Here is a 22,994-nt window from a genome sequence, read left to right as displayed (position 1 = left end):
CAGGTGTTAAATCAAGCCTAAATTTTTTTTTCAAATCATGTCACAAACCATAAGGCCAATCTCGTCCTTATCATGAGGTAGAAAATGAAACCAAAAATACTCATTCTCGGTGCAGGGTATGCAGGAATTATCGCTGCAAATCGTTTAGACAAACAAGTGAAAGATGCCGAAATCATCTTAGTTTCCGAATCTTCTGGATTCCAAGAAAGAATTCGTTTCCATGAAATTGCTTCTGCTGGGAAAAGGAAAGAACGAAACATACGTGATCTCTTACGAACAAACATTAGTTTCGTACAAACAAAGGTTACAGGAATATTTCCAAAGGAAAAACGAATACAACTAGAAGGAAACAATCAAAATATTGATTACGACTACTTGGTCATCACCTTAGGAAGTTCAGGGATTCGTCAGATGAATCCAAATGAAAATTCAATTCAATCAAAGGGAGCTGTCTCTGAATTTCTAAAAAAGAGAGATCTTTCAAAAATTCAAAACCTTTGTATTGTTGGTAGTGGACTCACGGGCATAGAAATGGCTACCGAATGGAAATACTTTTATCCGAAATCGAAAGTGACAATTGTAGATAGAAATCCATTTGCTTCTTCCTTTTCTAAACAAGGAAGAGACTATATGAGAAACTTTTTTGTAGAAAATAAAATCCAAATTTTGGACCAAATGAATATAGCAGGAATCGAGGAAAATGAAATTCATTTTGAAAACAAAACTAAATTATCCTTTGATTGTATTGTAAATTGTACCGGATTTCAAAGTCCAAATTTACTCAAAGAATCTGGATTCAAAACCAATTCACAAAATCAAATCTATGTAGATGCTTTTTTACGTTCCCTTGAATTCCCGGAAGTTTTTGTTGCCGGCGATTCTGCTTATTTAGAAAACTCTATTTTACGTATGGGTTGTGTGACCGCATTGCCAATGGGGGCCTATGTTGCCGATCACTTAGCCAATTTAATTGGAGGAAAAAACTTATCCCCTTTTTCGTTTCAGTTTTTTGGAAGATGTGTCTCTCTTGGTCGAGAAGTCGGGATGATCCAATTAACAGAAGGAAATGATAAACCAAAAGAACAAATCATCAAAGGAAAATGGGGAGCCCTAGTAAAGGAAATGGTTTGTAAATTCACGATTGTTTCGCTGATTTTAGAGAAAAAACTTCCATTTAGATTTTATTTTTGGCCTAAAGGAAATCCAATCCATGGGAAAAACAAATTACTTCAGGAAACAATTCCTGTTGGGGATTTGGTCAAATGAATGATCTAGAATTTTTTCTAAAATGGAAACATTATCTTTTCTCCATAGCATACCGCATTACAGGAAGTTATGTCGATGCGGAAGATATAGTTCAGGAGAGTTATCTTAGGTGGCTCTCCATAGAAAAGACAAATATTCAAAACCATAAATCATATTTAGGAAGTATTACCGCGAGACTTGCTTTTGATCTTCTAAAAAAAGCGTCAAGGAAAAAAGAAACATATATTGGGCCTTACCTACCAGAACCAATTCCAGAAACAGCAGAAGACTTTGATGATGAAAAAATCAATTTTGCTTTCCTTGTCATTTTAGAAACTTTAAATCCAACCGAAAGGGCAGTTTTCATATTACGAGAGTTATTCGATTTTGATTACGAATTCATTTCCAATATAGTTGGGAAAAATTCTGAAAATTGTAGGCAAATTTTAAATCGTGCTCGCAATGCAATCCAGTCTCGGAAAAAAAAATTCGAACCAGATCCCAAACTCCATTCTCAGTTATTACTCGAGTTCAGTTTTGCATGTTACAACCAAGACACAAAAGCTCTGACAAAATTACTAAAAGAAGACGTGATTGCTTATTCTGATGGAGGGGGAAAGGTTCATGCTGCGAGAATTCCTGTCCCTGGAATCCGACGTGTTTTATCTTTACTCATCAGAACAACACAAAAAGCAACAAAATCCACAGAAATCTATTTTGGTTATGCCAATGGTTCCCCTGCACTCATCGGTTATTCTGAAGAGGAACCAAGTGTTGTCCAAATTTTTACTACCAGAGAAAATCAAATCGATGCCATATTTAATTTAGTAAATCCTGATAAACTAAAAGCCTTTCGGAACAAGGAAACCCTTTTGAAATTAGGATATCTACGGAAACCTAAATTATGGGAATGGGCCCTTCTCTCTGTAAGGCGGTGGATTTCCTGATTTTATAAAGTAGAGAATTCTTCCGTTTATTTCGTCTTATATGCATAGACGATGAAGATATTGAAACCCATCTTCCTTTTTGTTTTATTGGTTTTTAGCTTTTCTGGCTGTGAATCCAACAAAGTAGAGAACTTACCTCTAGCCAAAAAGGGAGTCCTCGACCTCCGTGGATGGGACTTTGAAACCATGGGGAATGTGGCACTGAATGGCGAATGGAAAATCGATTGGAAAAATTGGAATTTGGCAGAAGATTCCAACAACTCAGAATTTACGGTAGTGCCTGGACATTGGACAAACTCTTCGTTTGAAAAATATCCGACTGGGTTTGCAAAATTCTCGCTCACCATATTAATACCAGAAAACACAAAAACCCTATACCTCCAAAATGGAGTCACTCGGAATGCTTTCGAAATCCTTGTTGGAGATGAAAGTATTTACAAATCAGGAATCATTGGAGAGAGTTATTCCACAGAAACTCCACATCTCAATGTACAAACGGTCGCAATCCCTGAGGTAAAAAACAGAGAAATCAAACTCTCATTAAAGATATCTTGTTTTCATTACCATATCTGCGGCGTGGCAACTCCTTATTCACTGGGGAACCATGCCGGAATCAATAAATCTTTTTTAGAAGCAACTAGTAGAGATATTTTTGTTTTAACATCTCTACTCACACTTGCGTTTTTTCATTTTGTTTTATATATTTTTTGGAGAGATGAAAAAACACATATCCTATTCGCCTCTGTTTGTTTTTTAGCAGCCTTTCGTTTATTAAGCATTGGCGAAACTAGGTTTATATACAATTACCTTCCGTTGGGTGTTTATGAAATCATGGTGCGAGTCAATGGGATTAGTTTTGTTCTTTTGTATCTTTCTTTTGTATTGTATGTGAAAGAAATTTATAACGAAGAAAAATATAAACTCATTTATCGTGTAAACTTCTTTGTGGCTTCCTTACTTTTTTTAGCTCTGCCATTAGATCTACTCACCTTTTCTAAATTTTTGGCATTCCATTTAGTTTTTTCATTAATTTCCATTTTGGGATTACTATACCCGATCATTCATGGTGTAATTTTAAAAAAACCAGGTGCTCGTTTGTTTTTGTTTTCTGTGATTGCAACGATGTCTTTATTTTCTTTAGATATACTCACTGAATTTGCAAAAAAAGGAACCGCCTATCTTGCACAATATGGATTTTTAGTTTTTGGCCTCTCGCAAGCTCTATTCATTGCGGATAGGATGATAGAAAATTTCAAAAACAAGGAAAGACTCAAACAAGAAAAAGAAAGTGCAGAGGCAAAAGTAAATTTCAAAACTACCTTTCTTTCTACAATGAGTCATGAAATCAGGACTCCAATGAATGGAGTTTTGGGAATGGCTCAGTTACTACAACAAACCAATTTAACAGAAGAACAAAAAGAATATTTAAACCTAATTCAATTTAGTGGAGATAACCTTCTATTACTCGTAAATGATATTTTGGATTTATCCAAATTGGAATCAGGACAGTTTGAGTTACATTTGGAACCAGTCCCACTCCAAAAATTTATGAACGATTGTATCAATCTTTTTAAATCACAAGCAGATCCAAACAAACTTAAAATCGAATTAGAATTTCTAAATCCCCCACCAGCTTATTTAAAAACAGACCAAAGAAGGTTGGCACAAATATTGACGAATCTACTGAGTAATGCTGTTAAGTTTACCGAGAAAGGGGCTGTCACAGTTCTTGTCGAAACCATCCCATTAAATGAAAATTCGGTTCGATTAAAAGTTTCAGTAAAAGATACGGGGATAGGAATTCCGGAAGACCGAATCGTAAACCTCTTTCAACCATTTTCACAAGTGCATTCTCACCTTACTGAAAAAACCAGAGGGACTGGCCTTGGTCTCACAATTACAAAAAAGTTAATCGAAGAGATGGGAGGTTCCATTACCGTTCAAAGTGTTTATGGAAGGGGATCCAATTTTGTTTTTCAATTTGCCTCTCAATTCCAATCCGAAACAATTCCCACTAACGAGGAATTCGAGAAACCAGAGCCGATTCAAAAAATCACAAAGGGTTCTTTCCTAGCAGAAAAATATCCATTGAAGATTTTAGTCGCCGATGATGACCCCATCAGTCAAAAAGTTTCTAGTTTGTTCTTAAAAAAACTGGGATACTCCAACTTACAAACAGACAACGGGGAAAAAACTTTGGACATGGTACGTTCCGAAAGTCCAGATTTATTGTTTGTGGATGTCCAAATGCCTGATATGGACGGGATTACGGTTACAAAATGTATCCGCCAATCCAAAACCATCACCAAACAACCAGTCATCATCGCTCTTACCGCCAATGTCCTGGAAGAAGAAAAACAAAGATGTTTATCTGCCGGTATGGATGATTTTATGACAAAACCACTTCTGCTACGAGATTTGGATTTCATGATCCGAAAATGGGCGAAAAAGGATTTATTACCGTCAAATAAATAAGGACATTCATTTTGGCTTCAACTTTCGGCAAACTTCCTCACGGCGAAATCCTCCAACGTATTTCCAGGTCAGAACATTTCCAATCAGGTAGTTTTAAAAATTTAGAACCTACCGAGATGTTAGCACCGGATAGCTCTTATTTTAAAATGGCCATCAAATATTGGCAAAAACCAAATTCGATTCGACCTTCTTCACCGATTCCTTCTGCAAAAATCGACTTAAAATTGTTAGACGCAAATATTCCTCAGTACATTTGGTTTGGACACTCTTCCTATCTATTACTTGCGAGTGGTAAAAAGATTCTGGTAGATCCTGTGTTTTCTGGTTATGCATCGCCGGTTCCTTTTGCGGTTCAATCCTTTGAAGGAACGGATGTTTATTTACCAGAAGATATGCCGGACTTGGACATTTTACTCATCACACATGATCATTATGACCACTTGGATTATGAAACAGTCATTAAATTACATCCAAAAACAAAAACCATCATTGTTCCGTTAGGTGTTTCAGCTCACCTACTTTCTTGGGGAGTACCTTTATCAAAAATTGTAGAGTTGGATTGGTTTGAATCCAAAGAGATTGTGAAAGACCTAGATGTAACTGCGACGCCAACTAGACATTTTTCGGGACGAGGGATCCTAAGGAACAAAAGTTTATGGTGCTCTTATGTTTTAAAAATTGGTGGATACAAAGTTTTTGTTGGTGGTGATTCCGGTTATGGTTCTGTATTTGAATCCATTGGTAAAAAATACGGCCCTTTTGATTTAGCATTTTTAGAATGTGGACAGTATGGCGATGATTGGCCCTTCATTCACATGCGCCCGGAAGAAACAGCTTTGGCGGCCAAAACCATTGGAGCTAAATCTTTTGTCCCTGTACATTGGGGAAAATTTATTCTCTCTATGCATCCCTGGAACGATCCCATCAAACGAGTGCTTGTTGCTTCGAAAGAATTAAAACTCAATTTACAAGTTCCAAAAATCGGAGAAAACTTTTCTTTTACTGGATCGGGGAGTGTGGATGGTTGGTGGAATTTTCAGTGACAAAGAACCTAGTTTTTTAAAACCTAAGAATTTAGGTTTACCCCAATGAAAAATGCACTTGTAATTGGAGCCACTTCCGATATTGGAATTCATATAGCAGAAACTCTAGCCAAACAAGGGTTTTCTCTTTCCCTAACAGGTAGAGACAAACAAAAGTTAAATGATATTAAATCGAGTCTCAAAACAAAATTTCCTGTCTCTTTAGAGACTTATGAATTGGATGTGACTGATTTTTCTTCACATTCAAAATTTTATGACTCACTCAATCCGAAACCAGAAATAGTATTTTTTCTTGCCGGATACTACCAAAACCAAACAAAAGCAAGAGAAAACCAATCTGAACTTCTTACCACGATTCAAACCAATTATTCAGGAATTGTTTCTCTCATAAACATCATATCATTGGATATGGAAAAAAACCAAAACGGAACCATAGTTGCAGTCAGTTCTGTGGCAGGGGAACGTGGAAGACAAATGAATTATATTTATGGAAGTGCCAAAGCAGGTTTGACCACTTACCTCTCAGGCCTTAGGTCTTTACTCTTTAAAAAGGGAGTCCATGTTTGTACCATCCAACTAGGTCCTGTGTATACAAAAATGTCTTTTGGTCATAACCTAATGCCTTGGCTCACCTTACAACCAGAGACGGCTGCCAACCTAATTGTAAAAGCAGGCCTAAACAAAAAGGATATTGTTTATATTCGTTGGCCGTGGCGTTTGATTATGGGAATCATAAGAATGATCCCAGAATGGATATTCAAACGTCTTCCTCCCTTTTGATTCTTCCGGCAAAAGATTAAGGAAAACTAATATAGTTCCAGACAGTTTGGAATCCGTTGACCATGGGGCAACTATGTAATGCGGCCGTTCCCATTCCATTACAAGCACTCGTCACCAAACGTTTGCTATTAGCATAAGGGGCACCGACACTCGTATTAGTAAGAGTTCCTGTCATACCCAATTGATTCAACCAAGCATCTGTTACTTGGTTTGCGTTTCCACTAAAATTGGCAATGGTGTCATTTTCATGGATGAGTCCATAATATGATCCTGCAGGTGCCGTTTGTGCCGCTCCGAGCCATGATGGAATTGAGGAGTATTGCAAACTATAATCGGAAACACCACTATAAATGGAAACCCGGGCCACGGCCCTTCTTTTGCCATGGTAGGCAGCATGCCCACTTCCTTGGGAATGCCCACCCACATAAACCAAAGACCAATTGATATTGTTTCCTGTAATATACTGGTCCCAACCTTCACCGGGTCTTGTTGAAATTAAATACTGAAGGAGAAAAACTAACCTTCCTTCAATGGAATTATTTATATCCACAGAAATGTATGGAGAAACATCAACACCTGTCACTACTTCGTTCCGAAAATTTTCAAAACAACTAACATCGGATCTTGCATCCCCTTGGTTACAAATACCATTCACAGCATCATTATTAGGATAATTCAGACCTATGACATGGTAACCACGCGATGCACCCTGTTGTAAAATTGCTCCAACTTCACAAGGGCTAGAACCTGTACCCGGATAAAATACTGAAAGAATATTTTTTCGACTCACAGTTGATTGAGGTGGGTAAACATGGTGGGGGTTATTGTATGATGTAATGGAACTAGAGGTTTGTGAAGGTTGGATTTGTAATCGGGTTAACGCACCGACAGCACCGTTTGAGGGAAAACTATTTTGGCCGGCACAAGACCTAGCATACAATCCAAGTCCAAGAAGGAGGATCAAATCTTCTTTCTCATCAGATTTTTTTTTACAGGAAAGGTGAAATGTACCAAGAAGGGATAAAATAACGAAACTACGAAGAAGGCGACTATAAACAAAAAAATCCAAAAAAGTTTCCTTAAAAAAATGAAATTATTGGTTAAAATAAAATAGAATGATTACAAATGCAATCAATTCTAAATCAGAAAAGGGTTCCCTCGTCTTTTCGTATCTGCTGAAAGAATAACCAAGATGAAGAAAAATAAAACTTAAACGAACGATATAAAACTAATTCGTAAATTTAAATCTATAACTTTTGATACATGTTTATGAGTGAATCCGTATTGGAACCCACTCCTTCCACCCGAGAAACAACCCATCCTTCTTTTGAAACCAAACTATAAACTGCTGAGTGGTTGAACTCCCCATTGGAAATCTTTTTATAATTGATTCCAAGCACTACAGACAACATACGCACGTCTTCTTCTTTACCAGAAAGAAGAGACCAGTTTTCTCCTAGTTTCATTTTCTTTTTATATTCGTTTAGAATGTTGGGGTTGTCTTTTTCGGAATCAAAACTAACGAGAACCATTCGTGGATCTTTTCCGGTTTTTTCTTTTATTTTTTTAGCCAACTCTTCCATATCGGCCACAAGTCTTGGACAAACAGATTGGCAAGAAGCATAAAACATACTAATCACAAAAGGAGATCCTTGGATTTGATTGAGTAAAAATGTTTGGCCGGACTCCATTTTCCAACTGACTGGCAAATCAAAGAGACTTCCCTTGGCTCCCTCACTTGCTGCCAAAATAGACCCCTCTCCATGTTGGTGGTCTGCATGCGAATGATGGTCATCGCAAAAAGAATAAAATGAGAAACAAAAAAATAAAACCAAAGTTCTTAAGATATATTCGTTTTTCATAATAGACTCTCCTAAATTTTTAATCCTTAGCACATCGAAATCCTAAATATTTAGCCGTATACCAACCCTTTAAACCTGCACGATATCCATAACGCATGTAAGATGCATAGTTGGAAAAATCGTTGGCTTTTAGGGAACCACCACCGCAAAACAAACTACTTTCGATATCAGTATCTTGCCTGGAATCTCCTGTCACAGAAGTGTTATTAAAGTCAAAGACCCATTCCCAAATCATTCCATGTTGGTCATACACACCAAAAGCATTTTTGTATTTACCAACATTAGGAAGGAATTCTGGCCGAACCTCCCCGTACCAGTTAAGGATCACTGTTTCTACTGCCTTTTTATTTTTACTAGCCGGTGGGATACTCGCAACATATTCCCACTCCGATTCTTTAGGTAACCGCTTCCCTTTCCATTGGCAATAGGCATTGGCAGTAAACCAAGAAACATAAGTTACAGGGGAATCTGTTTGATTCTCTTCATAAGTTTTTCCCTTCCAATCACCCAAGTAACCGCCATCGGCAAATAAAGAAGAAACCTTTCCTTTTTTCCACTGTGGATTTGTCTTTATGAATTCAGAATATTCTTTATTTGTAACAGGATACTCATCCAAATAAAAACTTTTAACGGGAATGGTAACACCTAACTTTGATTCTGATTCTTTTAGAAATGGCCTCCATTTTCCTTCAGGAATTTTTACCATCTCGCCAGAAACGGAAACCGATAAAAAACAGAATAAAAAAATCAAACGACTCATCATTTTATAAATCTTATAAGATTATTTTATTTCGGACTCACTTACCATGATCCCCTTATTTCCCCAATTGTTATAAACATAACTAAGCACACTGGCGATCTCTTCTTTTGTCAGTTCTAAATGTGGCATTACATTATTATACTTTTGTCCATTCACTGTGATGGGACCACTAAGGCCTTTTTGTAATACTTGGATGGCACGAAATTTATCAGCATTGAGATAGTCGGATTTTGCTAGAGGTGGAAATACTCCCGGCACACCTTGCCCTTCCTTCATATGACAGGCAGCGCATACTGATTTATATACTCTTTCCCCATTTGCTAAAATTTCTTTCGGAGTTTTTGCTGAGGTTTTGGGTTTGACTTCGGTCACCATTCTTTGGATGGCTGGCCCTTCCGGAAGGTAAACCGTGTCATCCTGTTTTCCGGAATATACAGTGGAATTTGGTTCTCCTTCCACTTTTAGCATTCCAAGCGAACCTTTGTTAAATGTTCTAAAAATAGAATGATCCACTAAAATAAGTGTACCCGGGACTTCTACTTTAAAATCGACAATAGCAGAACCACCGGCAGGGATGAGAGTGGTTTGGACATTTTTTTGATTGGGAAGGATTCCGCCTTCTGTATAAACATGATCAAAAATTTCTCCAATGACATGAAAGGAAGACACTAAGTTTGGACCTCCATTGCCGACAAAAAGTCGAACGGTTTCTCCCACCTTGGCAGTGATGGCCCTGTCTTCCACAAGCGAACCCACAGATCCATTAAAAACTACGTAATCGGGAATTTCAGTGATCGCCTTCTCCATGCTAAATGGTTGCAGTCCTGGTTCCCCATTTTTTCCTTTGGTATAAAATTCACTTTGAACCACATAATATTCTTTGTCTACTTTGGGAAGATCCTCTTTGGGTTGTACAAAAATTAAACCATACATCCCGTTGGCGATATGCATTCCCACTGGAGAGGTCGCACAGTGATAAATATACAAACCAGGGTTGATTGCCTTAAATGAAAATTTGGAAGCGTGACCCGGAATGGTAAGAGAAGCAGCCGCTCCTCCACCTTGGCCAGTTACTGCGTGCAAATCAATGTTATGTGGCATTTTACTAGTGGGATGATTTTTTAAATGGAATTCAACTTCATCACCTTCACGCACACGAATCATAGGACCTGGAACAGAACCACCAAAAGTCCAAAATGTGTATTCCACACCGTCCGCGAGCCTACCCACCACTTCTACGGTTTCCATATTCACAATGACTTTGGCCTCACTTGACCTATCGATATGTGGAGGAACTTCGGGGGCATAGGTGAGTTGGGCCTCTTCCGTTTTTGGCCCAGAACAAAATGTAAAAAAGCCTAAAGTGGCAACGAGAAAGAGAAAATTTTTTAAAGTTTTGAATTCCGGAAGTTTCATATACATTTCCTATCCTTTGGTATCATTCTAAACAATTGGTACCAAACTCTCATTGATACAAATCAAGGGAATCAGTGACAAACGATACAAAATGCATAAAAAATAAGAATCGTGAAGCAATTTTTGTGTCATTTTCGCAATTCTTAAAAAACTAAAGAGAAATTCTAAATCGACGAATGAGAATCTTGGATAAATATGGGTTTGGTGCCCCATGTCTCTAGATCTCCAAGAAAGTCTTAGTAAGTTTCGTAGCCTACTCCATATTTCCTCCATCCTAAATGCAAACCTAGATTTGCACCAGCTCCTACCTCTGATTATGTTATATTCTAAAGATTTATTAGAAGCAGAGGCTAGTTCCCTTTTTCTTTTGGAAGAGGAAGATTTTTTATACTGCGAAGTGGCTTTAGGTGAAAAGGGAGAAATCATCCAAGAATACGCCAGGTTAGAGTTAGGTGAAGGAATCGTAGGAAAAGTTGCCCAAGAGAAAAAACCCATTGCCTTGGAAGATGCTTACAAAGACTCAAGATTCAATGACAGTATGGACAAACGTACTGGATTTAAAACAAAATCGCTGATTTGTGTCCCTTTATTTGTAGAAGACCGACTGATTGGAACTCTTGAGGTCATCAACAAAACAAACAACAGAATTTTTGATCACTCGGATTTAGAATATTTAATTTCCCTATCGGAAGTGGCAGCAACGGCAATCCAAAATGCAAATACCAAAGATAGTTTGGATAAACGAATTCTTGAACTATCGTTATTATATGAATTTGAAAGATTATCCGTTTCCGAAAAAAGTTTAAACGAACTGGGAAAATGGATTCTCAATCGAGTTTTAGAATATTTAGGTGCTTCCTCTGGAACCATTTATCTTGCCAATGCCGACAAACAAGAATTAAGTATTTTATCTGCAAAAGGAATTCCGGAAGACGCTTATGACCAAATCAAAGTTCCTTATGGAACGGGTGTTTCTGGTTGGGTGGCTGAAAAAAAAGAAAGTCTACTCATCCACAACTTAGATTTGGATCCACGTTACAATAAACTATCGCCTTATAAATTTGAATCCAAGTCACTAATTTCGGCACCTTTAATTTTTCAAAATGAACTTCTTGGTGTGATCAGTATCAATAACAAAATGTCTGGATATGCATTCCAACATTCGGATTTAGATTTACTCACAAATATTGCCGCAAGACTCAGTAGTACGATCAAAAACGCACAACTCTTCCATCAGATTGTAGATACAGGAAAGGAGTTAAATCGTGCGAAAAATATCATGAAAAAAATCATGCCTTCAATCCTTCCTAGTTCCGACAAACTTCTCTTTGGTGTGGCTCATATTCCTTTGGAACAAGTTGGTGGCGATTTTTATGATGTTACCCAACTAGAAGATTCGAAGTATTCCATTTTGATTGCGGATATTTCCGGCCACGGACTTTCTGCTGCTGTCCTTGCCGCTATGGCTCACATGGTTTTAAAAAACTTTGAACAGGATATCAAACTGAGTCCTTCTTTATTTTTAACCACACTCAATCATATGTTGTATGGGAAGTTAGCGGGAAATTTCCTCACTGCCTTTTATGGGATCATTGATCTAAAAACAAATACCATCCTTTGTGCCAATGCAGGCCACCATGCTCCTTTTTTATTGGATAAAAAAGACTCACCAATGATCCAACTGGATGTTAAAGGAAAAATTTTAGGTCTTATTCCTGATTTATTCTACGAAGAAAAAACATTTCCTTTTGTTCCCGGGAACCGACTTGTTATGTACACAGACGGAATTACCGAACACATGTCCAAAGACCATAACAAACGTTATGATGAAGAATTGTTTCAAAAAGCAATTCAAAAGTCAAAAACTTCGGAGACCCAAAACTCGGCCAACGAACTCATCCGAGAAGCCAGAGAGTATGTTGGAACAAATGATTTTGCTGATGACGTCACAGTTTTGTTAGTCGATCGCATTTAAAAACAAATTTACGAAGAAATTTCCATAACCTCTGGATTTCCTGTATGATAATGTTCCACCAAATCCATAATCTTTTTGGGCTCAGAAACTACGAGCGAACTCTTTTCATGGAGAGTTTCCGATTTGTAAGCAATCACTTGTGCTTGTTCTGAGAGACCAAGTATGATATTAGAAATTTGTTTGGATGCAAGATTTGCTTCCGAAACGGACTGATCGATTTGTCTTACCTGTTCTTCCACCGATTCTAATTTCAACTTAACTCTTGTGGATTCTTGAAGATCGTGATACAAAGAAGCCGAAACTTTGTTAGTGATTGCTTTCATTTCATGAAACAAATCGGAGAGAGAAAAAATTTCTAAAGAAGCATCCTTCACTTTTGTTGAAGTATCTTTGATCACTGCCATCGTTTCATCTACATAGGTTTTTATTTCTTCAGCGGAAATCCCAATTTGTTCATTCAAATTCATCATTTCTTTTGCTACAATAGCAAACCCAGCACCCACATGGCCTGCTCTGGCAGCTTCAATAGAAGCATTTAACGAAAGCAAGTTGGTTCTATCAGCAATTTCTGTGATAATAGAAACAATATTCAAAATTTTATTTGAAACTTGTTTGATAGCATCAATCCCTTCCAAAGAATCTGAAATTTTCCTTTTGCCCAAATCAGCTTTTTCCGTGGATCGAAGAGACAAATCACCAAGCCCCTTTAGTGCAGTTTGTGTTCCATTCAAGTTTTGATTCACCGCATTCATATAATCTTTCATATCTGACATGATGATAGAATGGTTTGTTGTAATTTGTTTGATATTAGCAAGAGCAGAAGTCAATTCTTCCATACAAGCTGCGGCTTCTTCACTTCCAGATGCCATCGAATGAGTGGATGTAAAAAAATGATTTGTTAGGTTTGTCAACTCTTCGGAAATGCGAAGCGAAACATGAGTTGCTTTTTGAATTTGAGAAATGATTCCCCAAAGATTGATACTCATACTTTTCATAGAGAGTAACATGATTTTTACTTCGTCTCGGCTATCGTTTTGAAAATGATCAGGGTATTGGAATCTTCCCGAAGAAACGGAAATTACAGATTCTGTGGCTTTTTGTAACTTTCTATTTTTTTTTGAGAGAACAAATACGAAAGCAGAGGAAATCAATGTTTGCAAAAAAAATAAAATACCACAGAGAAGCGGAGTTTTAGGCAAATGAAAGAGAAACAAAGCCAAAAAAGGCAAGGAACTTAAAAACACAAAAAAAATATCTAAGGGTTTAACAGGTCTTCCGTTTTTAATCACTTTCCCTTTTTTATTCATTAAAAATGGTCTTTCCCCCATTTTTTGATATAAGTTATCATAAAATTCTTTTTTGTCATCTGCTAGTTTTTTTCGAACAGAAACATAACCTACAACTTTCCGTTCTTCATTAAAAATTGGTGTGATCGTTGCATCTACCCAATAGAAATTTCCTGATTTGGCTCTGTTTTTAACGGCTCCCGTCCAAGGAAGTCCTGCTTTTATATAATCCCAAAGTTCTTCAAATACTATCTTGGGCATATCAGGATGCCTTACTATGTTATGCGGTTTCCCAATCATTTCTTCGGCAGAATATTCTGAAATTCTTGCAAAATCGGGAGATACATATGTGATTAGGCCTTTTGCGTCGGTGCGACTAATGATCACATCCGAATCGGTAAGTACATTTTCTATCAAATTCACTTTTACATTTTTCAATTTTATATCCCTAATCATGATATTGGATCAAATACTAACTGGGCCGATACAATCCCTAAACTTAGTATCATTCAACAAATAACAACTAACATACTCTATAGCAGGAGTAGAGGATTTTGTAGCAAGAAGGTTGTCATTTTTTTATCGCCGATTGACCTTGATATTTGTCAATAGGGGCTAGGGGATTCTAGGAATCTATTATCGATTCATAAGCAGTCATCAGACGTTTTTAATCAAAACAGTGAATAAGTGTTTCTATTTTTTCGGTCATCAATTCATCACTTAAAAATATCAATTCTGTAGGTTAATTGGAATACAAAGCTCCCACGCAGGTTCCACAAATATCAGAATCGGCATTAGCAGATTTTGCCACTGCCACTCTAATTTTTTTTAGATCTAGTCTTAGTGAAGATTTTTCCATTGTATGTTTGGAAGGATCAAAACCGCAGGGAAAAGATTTGATCCCCCCTTTCTCTACTTGGATATGTGCTAGTTCTACATTTTCAAAACGAATGAGTGTATACAAATTTTGCCTCTATATTATATGAATCATCTTTTTGTCCATAGAAACCAATACAAATCAAAAATTGGGAAATCGTTCTTTTTAACATAGAGTATGCTTAGGAAATTTGAACAAAAAGTCTAGGAAAAGAATTGAAACTTCAAAAAAAGGCATTAACATGTGATAAACTCCCTCCAATGATCCAAAATTCACGTAGAAATCTATTATTTTTGTTTCTAATACCACTTATGTTTATTGGTATTTGCGTGAATAGTCATGTGATAGAACATATAAATGCGATAACAACTGCGTCGTCATTACGATGTAGAGAGGAACCAAACACCAATTCTAAAATCATTCAAAAATTTCCTTTTGCGACCCTCATTCGGTTAGAACTGAAATCAAAAATCAAAGAATTAACAAAAGAATCTTGGATCAAGGTTCAGAACCAAAATTGTTTTGTTTCCGTAGAACATTTAATTTTTGATCAAACAAACAAAAATGATTTAATTAAATTGGTTCCAGAAGAATACAAATGCGCACCGACAGAATCCATCAAAGAACTACCTTATTATTTGATCGGGGATTTGTACATTCATTTGGTTCATGAACCTATGGGTAACGAATATTCCCCCTCAAACCTACTTATCGAGATTGGATATCTTCATTTTGATAAAGCGGAAATAAGTATGTCTAATAAAAAGACTGGAATATTCAACCCGATTGGCGAATGGAAAGGAGAATCCAAAAAAAAGAATGTTTTTGGATTAGTCGAGAGTTACGAAAACAATTTAAGTTATTATAAAAGTAAAAACAGTGAATACACTAAAACTGAAGCATTCAAAAGGTGCAAAGAACTAGAGAATAAACCCAGCTCACTCAACAATTTAAAAAATGTTCCCTGGGAAACCTACTACAACCCAATCAAAATATCTCTAGAGGACATTCAAATAGAAATGGATCACTATAGAAATCCGAAGGAATCCGATAAAATTAGATACCATGAATATCTAAAAACTTCAAAATAACCTAAACCTACTTAACGGCAGCCCAATATCCCTCCCCATAACGAATGGTAGTGATCCGAGCTCTCTATAACCACAAATTGCGATAAAAACCTTCAAACCCATACAAAAAAACGAATATAATCGTTTACTTTATTAGGTGGGGAAGTCGAATATTACGAGTTACACGGAATTTAAAAACTTTCGAGAAAACGAACGTGACCGATTTAAAAATAAACTTATCTAGTTATTCCAAATTATTCACAGAAAACAGCGTTATACTTACGATTTCAAATAAAATAAACTATATTTATGGCAAAAATGGAATAGGAAAATCCACTATAGCCAAAACTATCAAAGACCAGTTTTTCACTATTTTTAATATTCATTTGTTCAATGGATTCGAAGGAATAGTTGGAGAAAATAATCGATTTGATGCCGTTGCACTCGGAATAGAAATTAACAAAATCAAAACTCCTTTATATAAAAAATAGCGATACCCATATTTATAACCATTTAAAAGAATGTTACGCTAATTAAATCGGTATATTGGTCACCAAATAAGAAACAAAATACGCAAGAGGGCAAACCTTACAATGAAGAAAAAAACTAAATATACATCAGCATTATTCTTTTGCATAATGCTTTTCACTTTTGAAATCCAAGCGGAATCGGATACCAACCCGGAACCAAACAATGAAAGAAAAAAATTCCATATCTACATCACTCCGGTATATTTATCAAGATACACGGAATACCCGTTCAGAACTAGACCCGAGAAGAAAACTCTTACAGCTCTCTATGGACTTACCAATAACCTATATATGGGTATTTCTTATAACCGAGGAGAAAGTCAGGAAGAGAGAGGAATGTTTGCTTATACGGCGCCAAGAAATTCATCAGGGACTCAAGAATATAAAAAAACAAGGGAAGGTGAATATTTTGTTTTTAAAACCCAATACTTTTTTGGAGGCAACTTTTACGGAAGTATTAACCTAGGACTGGAAAAAGGATTCAAAATCGAAGAGAAAAACTTTTTACTATTTCAAGGGAATAACATACAGCTAATACCATATTCAAAAAGCACAATTTATTCGGATCGCCACTTTGTTTCCGCGGGAGTTGGATACAGAAAAGAAATCTTCGAATACTTTATTTTGGGAACTGAATTCGAATATGGAGTCATGAATTCCGGAAACACAAACCAACATTATACTTTTGATCCAAGTTATTATAATGGTTTACCAACTCGTTATGTTACCGACCAACTCATCTTAAGAGATCGAAACAAACCGAGTAGCGAATATATGTTTATTTCATTTTATGCAGGGATTGCAATTTAAACAAAAAATTTTAAATTAAAAAATGAAAACATTTACCAATTTAATCACTTGAGATTCGAAGCTGAAATCACCAATTGGGATCATCCTTGGTTTGGAATAGACTTCACTCATTCCCTAACTGTTAGGTACATCCTATACAATGAGAATAACATACAAGTATACAACAAAGAAATTTACTCGATAGAAACTGCAACAACGGAGGAAACGTTGATTGGAGTCTACAGAGCGAACCGAGCAAACGAATATGCAGCAAAAGAGAATATCCGATTGTTGTTGTTAGATTTAGAGAATGTTAAATAACCAACTGCTCCATTTTTAATCGTTCAGGGATTTTTTGGTCTCACGCAAAATGATATTCTGATTAATTTTGATCGTTATGGAATCTTATAGAGTAATCACTTTCAAATTTAATTAGGTTAAATTTTTTCCCCTTTCTCCAATTTTTGAATCATTTCTTTGATACGTTTTTCTCTGGTTTCTATTTTTTTTGCAGTGTGAAGTCGAAATCCAATAGAGAAAAGACTGGTTTTGCCTAGTTCCTTAAAGAACTTTTCTGCTTTTTTGTTTTTACTAAGTTCCAATAAAAAATCATCTGGCACCGACATTTTACTTGGTGAATCGTATGCCTGATCCCATCTTCCATCTGCTTTCGCCTTTTCGACAGCTATTAAACCAGCAGGTTTCATTTTACCTTGGTCGATTAATCTTTCTACATGTCCAATGTTAACTTTTGACCAAATGCTTTTTGTTGTTCTTGGGGAAAACTTTTGTAACCAGGACTCTTCATCAAACTTTTGTTTTTGACTATCGATCCAACCATAACAAAGTGCAACGTCCAGTGCTTCTGAATAACTGACAGTTTTGATTCCCGAATCTTTTTTAAATATTTTTAACCAAATTCCACTAGAACGGTCATGATTTTTATCCAACCATTCTTCAAATTTATTTTGTGTTTTAAATTCTTTCGTTGGTATCGTATTCAATTGATTCATCAATATTACAATTTCCTGTTTTGTTCTAAAATCTATCCAGGGATCAAACATTCACAACATCGCATTTTGTAGTTACCGATAGACTATGCCTACAGGAGACTGTTATGCGTAGATTTTGATTTTACTGACTATTTGAGTTTATAGAATTTATTAAATCACCCATGCTCTTAATTTCCGGTAGAGCAGATTGGATAATAAAAGCAATAAAAGTGAAGATAGCAAGTAATATTAAAAATGGCATAATTGTATTTTTCAAAACGACGCCATACCATCCAATTCGTTGGTAATTTTGTATTTTTTTATATACAAAGGTCATAGCAAAAGATTCTAAAACCAATTCAGAAAGAAATAAGGGTGAAATAAAAATAACATAACCAAAAATAACTAAAATTGACAGAGCAAGAATCAGAAAAAGTATCATAAGGAAAGTCTGTTCATGTTCGAATATAAAGTCATATGGAGCAGAAGATACATTAATATCTGAATTACCGTACAACTTATTGGAATCAATTCTGAGTATATTAATTGATTCGTCCGGATGAAGATTTATGCCTTTGAAAGCAAAGAAGACCCAAATTCTAAGAAAAAGAAAGAAGGAAAGATATCCTGTCAAAATAGCAAGGGGATATCGAATGAACATTTTTGTAATTCCGAAATTTAATAATGAAATCGAACAGAGTGTTGCACAAATAAAAGTGGCACTTAGAATCACAAACATCTGAAATCTAGGATTCCCTCTTTTTAATAAAATCGCTTTGATTTGATCTAGTTGTTTAATCTTTGGATTTTCTATTTTTTCTTTGTTTATCTTTTTCATAATTAATTTTCAAAAACTACAGATACCAAACGAGTGGAGACGACGTCTCCCTGACACTGCCGAAGCGGAGTATTTCCCGTTGTTATGCGTAGTGTTCCTATTTTTAGAGTAAAGTAATTTCTCTACTTCAATCCTCTCCAGAATAACACTTTTCCAGCAATTTCTTCTGCCATCTTTTCAGAAAGAAAACGATTTTCGTTCATTAGAATACTTCTTAAACTAACAATATTCTGCGCGAGCAAACTTGCATTCGTCCAATTGGATTGATAATGTTTTTCTGCTTCATTGAAGATTGATAAATAGAAATCGAATTTTTCAGCGATTATTTTTTTCTGAATTTTGGGGAACCTGGATTCTAAATCTTTTATATAAAATTCATTTTCTACTTTTTGCCAATGATAAAGTCTCTTTTCACATGAGCTGATAATTTCAATGTCAATATTCATGATTTTTATTCAGGTATCAAATTTTGAAAGAAATATTAGCTTAATATCGATTTTACGCAATTCGAATTATTTTCTTGTCTAATTTGGAATTTTTCTGTATCCAAAATGCTTTCAGATTTCTATTTCATTTATTAGTTTCGATTGAATCGGTAGCTTAGTTTGTTAGCTAAAAGAGTGTAAAATGAATTTCTAATTAAAAAGAAATGGTGTTTGGAACATTTCGCATAACACCATGTAACTTCCAACACTCCCCCGCACAAGGGGTAGTAGCGGAAATCCTTTCGCGTGCGAAAGATTGGAGCGGATGACCCGGTCCCTTTCCGTTAGGAAAGGGATGTGCCCCCAATTCCTTCACTGCGATAGTTTTCTTTATACTTGGTGTAGTTATTTGCGGTACGAGTGATGATCTCTCGGTCTTTGTCTGTGATGTCTCGGATGATTTTGGCGGGACTTCCCATCACGAGAACTCCCGGGGGAATTTTTTTTCCTGGAGGGACAAGGGAGCCGGCGCCCACAAAAGACCATTCCCCGATTTCCACATCATCCATAAGCATCGCACCCATCCCCACAAAACTATGATCCCGCAAAACACAACCGTGGATGGTCGCATGGTGGCCTATGGATACATAATCCCCAATCGTTACGGGATACAAATCTCTTGCTACATGTACGAGTGTCATGTCTTGGATGTTCACATGTTTGCCAATGGTGATGGTATTTACGTCACCACGAAGCACACATTGGAACCAAATGGAGGACTCTTCGCCAATTGTGACTTTTCCAAGTACATCAGCGGAGGGTGCCACCCAGGCCGTTGGGTGGATGGAAGGTGTGTGGCCTTGGAAAGATCGGATCATACTTGCTAAACATCGGGGAACTAACTGAAACTCAAGGTCTTTTCGTTTTTCCGCTTGCGTTTTTACCTTCACGCAAGTTACCGTAGTCTTAGATTCAAATGGGATCTCACTCCTCAAAAACGCTATTTTTCTCTAAAAACCTGCTAAGGAACATTTCATGGCAATAGATATCAAAGTCCCCGAGATGGGGGAATCCGTAACCGAAGCGACCATCAGTGCTTGGACCAAAAAAGAAGGCGATGCCGTAAAAGTAGACGAAGTGCTCGCTATTTTAGAAACAGACAAAGTCTCATTAGAGATTCCTGCTCCCACTTCTGGGGTTTTGAAATCCATCACCAAAAAGGTGGGGGATGTGGTTCATGTGCGTGATATCATGGGAATCATTGAAGAAGGTGCTGTGGCTTCGGCTCCTGCAAGTTCCACTGCCCCTGCTCCTAAAGCAGAAACTCCCGCAGCCCAACCTAACACAGGCAAAGTGAACGAAGAACTTCCTCCTGCGGCTCGCAAACTCATCGAAGAAAATAAGTTAGATGTTTCCAAAATTACAGGAACTGGTCGCAACGGACAAATCACAAAAGAAGATGTGATCCTCTTTATGGAAAAAGGTGGCGCCAGTTCTGCAGGTGCTCCTAAGGCTGCGTCATCAAGTCCAGAAATTCCAAGAGCGGTTGTGGCTTCGGCAAATGCTGGCCCAAGAGAAACTGTGGTTCCAATGACGAAACTTCGTCAAACGATCGCTAACCGATTGGTAAACGCACAACATACGGCAGCCATCCTCACTACGTTCAACGAAGTGGATATGTCTCCGATTATGGAACTCCGAAATAAATACAAAGACAAGTTCAAAGAAACTCACGGTGTGGGTCTTGGATTCATGTCTCTTTTTACCAAAGCAGTGGTGGCCGCACTCAAAGCTTATCCTGCGATCAATGCAGAAATTCGCGGAACAGACATCGTCTACAAAAACTTCTATGATATCGGAGTGGCTGTGGGTGGACCAAAAGGTCTTGTGGTTCCGATTGTTCGTAACGCCGACCTACTCAGCTTTGCTGGTGTGGAACAAGAGATCGCAAGACTTGCCGGTAAAGTCAAAGACGGAAAAATCTCTCTCGAAGATATGGAAGGCGGAACTTTCTCCATTTCCAATGGCGGTGTGTATGGATCGATGATGTCGACACCAATCCTCAACCCTCCACAATCGGGAATTCTCGGAATGCATAACATCGTCAAACGCGCGGTAGTTGTGAATGACCAAATTGTGATTCGTCCGATGATGTATCTCGCTCTTTCTTATGACCACAGAATTGTGGATGGAAAAGAAGCGGTTCAGTTCCTTGTGAAGATCAAAGAAATGGTAGAGGATCCAACAAGACTCCTCTTTGAGGTATAAGGTTTTATGGAACAATACGATATCATTGTCATTGGTGCGGGTCCCGGTGGGTATGTGGCTGCGGTTCGCGCAGCCCAACTCGGGAAAAAAGTTGCCATCATTGAAAAAAGAAAAACTCTCGGTGGGACTTGTCTCAACGTAGGTTGTATCCCTTCCAAAGCCCTTCTCGATTCTTCTGAAGAATACCACAAAACAAAACATAAATTAGCCGACCACGGAATCTCCGTCAAAGATGTCAAAATCGACATCGCTAAAATGATGGCTCGTAAAGACAAAGTAGTGAGTGAAGTGACATCGGGTGTAGACTACCTGATGAAAAAAAACAAAATCACTCGTTACTTGGGTCATGCTAGTTTTGTTTCTAAAACAGAAATTTCGATCACCGCAGAAGATGGAAAAAAAGAATCCATCTCTGGAACGAATATCATCATTGCTACTGGTTCCACTCCGATTGAAATCCCTCCCCTTCCTGTGGATGGAAAAAATATCGTTACCTCTGACCACGCCATTGGTTTGGATTCGGTTCCCGAACACCTAATCATTGTAGGTGCCGGAGTGATCGGTCTCGAACTCGGATCGGTTTGGTTACGACTTGGTGCGAAAGTCACAGTGGTTGAACTGATGCCGCGTCTTTTCGGAACGGCTGACCAAGCGATGGCTTCCCTTGCGGAAAGACTTCTCACGCAGCAAGGGATCAACTTTCTCTTTGAAACCAAAGTGCATGGTGCGAAGGTCAAAGGCAAAAAAGTAGAAGTAGAAATCGAAGGCAAAGACGGCAAAAAAACCATTCTCGAAGGAGACAAGGTTCTTGTTTCCATTGGTCGCCGTCCGAACACAGATGGACTTGGTGCCAAAGAAATTGGAATCGAGATGACAGACCGTGGTCGTGTGAAAGTAGAACTCAATCAATTCCAAACCAACATTCCCAATATCTATGCCATTGGGGATGTGGTGGACGGCCCTATGCTTGCTCACAAAGCAGAAGATGAAGGGATTGCTGTTGCCGAACTCATTTGTGGAAAGTATGGCCATGTGAATTACAAAGCCATTCCTTGGATCGTTTACACTTGGCCGGAAGTGGCTTGGGTTGGCCTCGGCGAAGAAGAACTAAAAGCCAAAGGCATCGAATACAAAGTGGGTAAGTACATGTTCAAACCCAACGCTCGTGCCAAAGCCATGAATGAAACCGATGGACAAGTCAAAGTCATTGCCGACAAAAAAACGGATAAACTTCTTGGAGTTTATATCGTTGGACCAAGAGCTTCCGATATGATCGCAGAAGCAGCGATTGCTTTTGAATTTGGTGCCAGTGCGGAAGACATTGCTCGTTCCACACATGCCCACCCCACTCTTTCCGAAGTACTTCGGGAAGCGGCGATGGATGCTGATGCGAAATGGTCCATCCATTCGTAATTT

General features: G+C 37.5%; 21 protein-coding genes. 11 read left to right on the top strand and 10 right to left on the bottom strand.

Features of this window, described 5'->3' with window-relative positions; genetic code table 11:
* Positions 1-84 precede the first annotated feature (84 nt).
* The 5 genes from EHQ24_RS03075 to EHQ24_RS03055 are packed head-to-tail and all read left to right on the top strand — an operon-like array spanning position 85 to position 6,490.
* Entirely contained in the window at positions 85-1,266 is a 1,182-nt protein-coding gene (locus EHQ24_RS03075; protein WP_135600221.1) for an NAD(P)/FAD-dependent oxidoreductase, read from the top strand.
* Positions 1,263-2,192 (top strand): sigma-70 family RNA polymerase sigma factor, encoded by a 930-nt coding sequence (locus EHQ24_RS03070; RefSeq protein ID WP_135600220.1) that lies wholly within the window; start codon positions 1,263-1,265, stop codon positions 2,190-2,192. The genes EHQ24_RS03075 and EHQ24_RS03070 overlap by 4 nt, the downstream gene beginning before the upstream one ends.
* Before the next feature lie 51 nt (positions 2,193-2,243).
* On the top strand, positions 2,244-4,667 hold the full coding sequence (locus tag EHQ24_RS03065; RefSeq protein WP_244310280.1) for an ATP-binding protein: 2,424 nt from the start codon (positions 2,244-2,246) through the stop codon (positions 4,665-4,667).
* A gap of 11 nt (positions 4,668-4,678) precedes the next feature.
* The gene (locus EHQ24_RS03060) at positions 4,679-5,710 is read left to right on the top strand and encodes an MBL fold metallo-hydrolase (protein WP_135600219.1); all 1,032 of its coding nucleotides are present in this window, start codon (positions 4,679-4,681) and stop codon (positions 5,708-5,710) included.
* 45 nt (positions 5,711-5,755) lie between these two features.
* Positions 5,756-6,490 (top strand): SDR family NAD(P)-dependent oxidoreductase, encoded by a 735-nt coding sequence (locus tag EHQ24_RS03055; protein WP_135600218.1) that lies wholly within the window; start codon positions 5,756-5,758, stop codon positions 6,488-6,490.
* Between the two features lie 16 nt (positions 6,491-6,506).
* On the opposite strand, the gene EHQ24_RS03050 is transcribed toward EHQ24_RS03055, so the two are convergent.
* The 4 genes from EHQ24_RS03050 to nirK all read right to left on the bottom strand — a co-directional run bounded on the left by EHQ24_RS03050 (position 6,507) and on the right by nirK (position 10,534).
* Positions 6,507-7,559: a BPSS1187 family protein gene (locus EHQ24_RS03050; RefSeq protein WP_135600217.1), complete on the bottom strand. Its 1,053-nt coding sequence runs from the start codon at positions 7,557-7,559 to the stop codon at positions 6,507-6,509.
* Positions 7,560-7,737: 178 nt separating this feature from the next.
* Positions 7,738-8,352, bottom strand: coding sequence for an SCO family protein (locus EHQ24_RS03045; protein WP_135600216.1), 615 nt, complete (start codon positions 8,350-8,352; stop codon positions 7,738-7,740).
* A gap of 19 nt (positions 8,353-8,371) precedes the next feature.
* Positions 8,372-9,112 (bottom strand): formylglycine-generating enzyme family protein, encoded by a 741-nt coding sequence (locus EHQ24_RS03040; RefSeq protein ID WP_135600215.1) that lies wholly within the window; start codon positions 9,110-9,112, stop codon positions 8,372-8,374.
* A gap of 21 nt (positions 9,113-9,133) precedes the next feature.
* Complete coding sequence (nirK, locus tag EHQ24_RS03035) at positions 9,134-10,534, bottom strand: copper-containing nitrite reductase (RefSeq protein ID WP_135600214.1); 1,401 nt, start codon at positions 10,532-10,534, stop codon at positions 9,134-9,136.
* A 205-nt stretch (positions 10,535-10,739) separates the two neighbouring features.
* Between nirK and EHQ24_RS03030 the strand changes: the two genes are divergently transcribed.
* Positions 10,740-12,503, top strand: coding sequence for a GAF domain-containing SpoIIE family protein phosphatase (locus EHQ24_RS03030; RefSeq protein WP_135600213.1), 1,764 nt, complete (start codon positions 10,740-10,742; stop codon positions 12,501-12,503).
* A gap of 8 nt (positions 12,504-12,511) precedes the next feature.
* Here EHQ24_RS03030 and EHQ24_RS03025 read toward each other — a convergent pair whose 3' ends face one another.
* On the bottom strand, positions 12,512-14,227 hold the full coding sequence (locus EHQ24_RS03025; protein ID WP_244310279.1) for a methyl-accepting chemotaxis protein: 1,716 nt from the start codon (positions 14,225-14,227) through the stop codon (positions 12,512-12,514).
* Between the two features lie 304 nt (positions 14,228-14,531).
* Positions 14,532-14,753: a hypothetical protein gene (locus tag EHQ24_RS03020; RefSeq protein ID WP_135600211.1), complete on the bottom strand. Its 222-nt coding sequence runs from the start codon at positions 14,751-14,753 to the stop codon at positions 14,532-14,534.
* Between the two features lie 128 nt (positions 14,754-14,881).
* Between EHQ24_RS03020 and EHQ24_RS03015 the strand changes: the two genes are divergently transcribed.
* The 3 genes from EHQ24_RS03015 (at position 14,882) to EHQ24_RS03005 (ending at position 17,076) form a co-directional block, all read left to right on the top strand.
* On the top strand, positions 14,882-15,757 hold the full coding sequence (locus EHQ24_RS03015; protein WP_135600210.1) for an SH3 domain-containing protein: 876 nt from the start codon (positions 14,882-14,884) through the stop codon (positions 15,755-15,757).
* A 194-nt stretch (positions 15,758-15,951) separates the two neighbouring features.
* The gene (locus tag EHQ24_RS03010; RefSeq protein ID WP_135600209.1) at positions 15,952-16,227 is read left to right on the top strand and encodes a hypothetical protein; all 276 of its coding nucleotides are present in this window, start codon (positions 15,952-15,954) and stop codon (positions 16,225-16,227) included.
* Positions 16,228-16,329: 102 nt separating this feature from the next.
* Positions 16,330-17,076, top strand: coding sequence for a hypothetical protein (locus EHQ24_RS03005; protein WP_135600208.1), 747 nt, complete (start codon positions 16,330-16,332; stop codon positions 17,074-17,076).
* Between the two features lie 416 nt (positions 17,077-17,492).
* Here the strand turns inward: EHQ24_RS03005 and EHQ24_RS02995 are convergent, their stop codons facing one another.
* The 4 genes from EHQ24_RS02995 to EHQ24_RS02980 all read right to left on the bottom strand — a co-directional run bounded on the left by EHQ24_RS02995 (position 17,493) and on the right by EHQ24_RS02980 (position 20,188).
* Positions 17,493-18,068, bottom strand: coding sequence for a YdeI/OmpD-associated family protein (locus EHQ24_RS02995; RefSeq protein WP_135600206.1), 576 nt, complete (start codon positions 18,066-18,068; stop codon positions 17,493-17,495).
* A gap of 121 nt (positions 18,069-18,189) precedes the next feature.
* Positions 18,190-18,885 (bottom strand): hypothetical protein, encoded by a 696-nt coding sequence (locus EHQ24_RS02990; protein WP_135600205.1) that lies wholly within the window; start codon positions 18,883-18,885, stop codon positions 18,190-18,192.
* Between the two features lie 122 nt (positions 18,886-19,007).
* A complete protein-coding gene (locus EHQ24_RS02985) occupies positions 19,008-19,331 on the bottom strand; it encodes a hypothetical protein (RefSeq protein WP_135600204.1) in 324 nt (107 codons plus the stop codon).
* A 323-nt stretch (positions 19,332-19,654) separates the two neighbouring features.
* On the bottom strand, positions 19,655-20,188 hold the full coding sequence (locus EHQ24_RS02980) for a gamma carbonic anhydrase family protein (protein ID WP_135600245.1): 534 nt from the start codon (positions 20,186-20,188) through the stop codon (positions 19,655-19,657).
* A 157-nt stretch (positions 20,189-20,345) separates the two neighbouring features.
* Between EHQ24_RS02980 and odhB the strand changes: the two genes are divergently transcribed.
* A complete protein-coding gene (gene odhB, locus EHQ24_RS02975) occupies positions 20,346-21,578 on the top strand; it encodes a 2-oxoglutarate dehydrogenase complex dihydrolipoyllysine-residue succinyltransferase (RefSeq protein ID WP_135600203.1) in 1,233 nt (410 codons plus the stop codon).
* A 6-nt stretch (positions 21,579-21,584) separates the two neighbouring features.
* On the top strand, positions 21,585-22,991 hold the full coding sequence (gene lpdA, locus EHQ24_RS02970; protein WP_135600202.1) for a dihydrolipoyl dehydrogenase: 1,407 nt from the start codon (positions 21,585-21,587) through the stop codon (positions 22,989-22,991).
* The last annotated feature ends 3 nt before the right edge of the window (positions 22,992-22,994 follow it).

The organism is Leptospira noumeaensis (assembly GCF_004770765.1).
Taxonomy (GTDB): Bacteria; Spirochaetota; Leptospiria; order Leptospirales; family Leptospiraceae; genus Leptospira_A; species Leptospira_A noumeaensis.
This window is presented reverse-complemented; position numbering and strand designations above follow the sequence as displayed.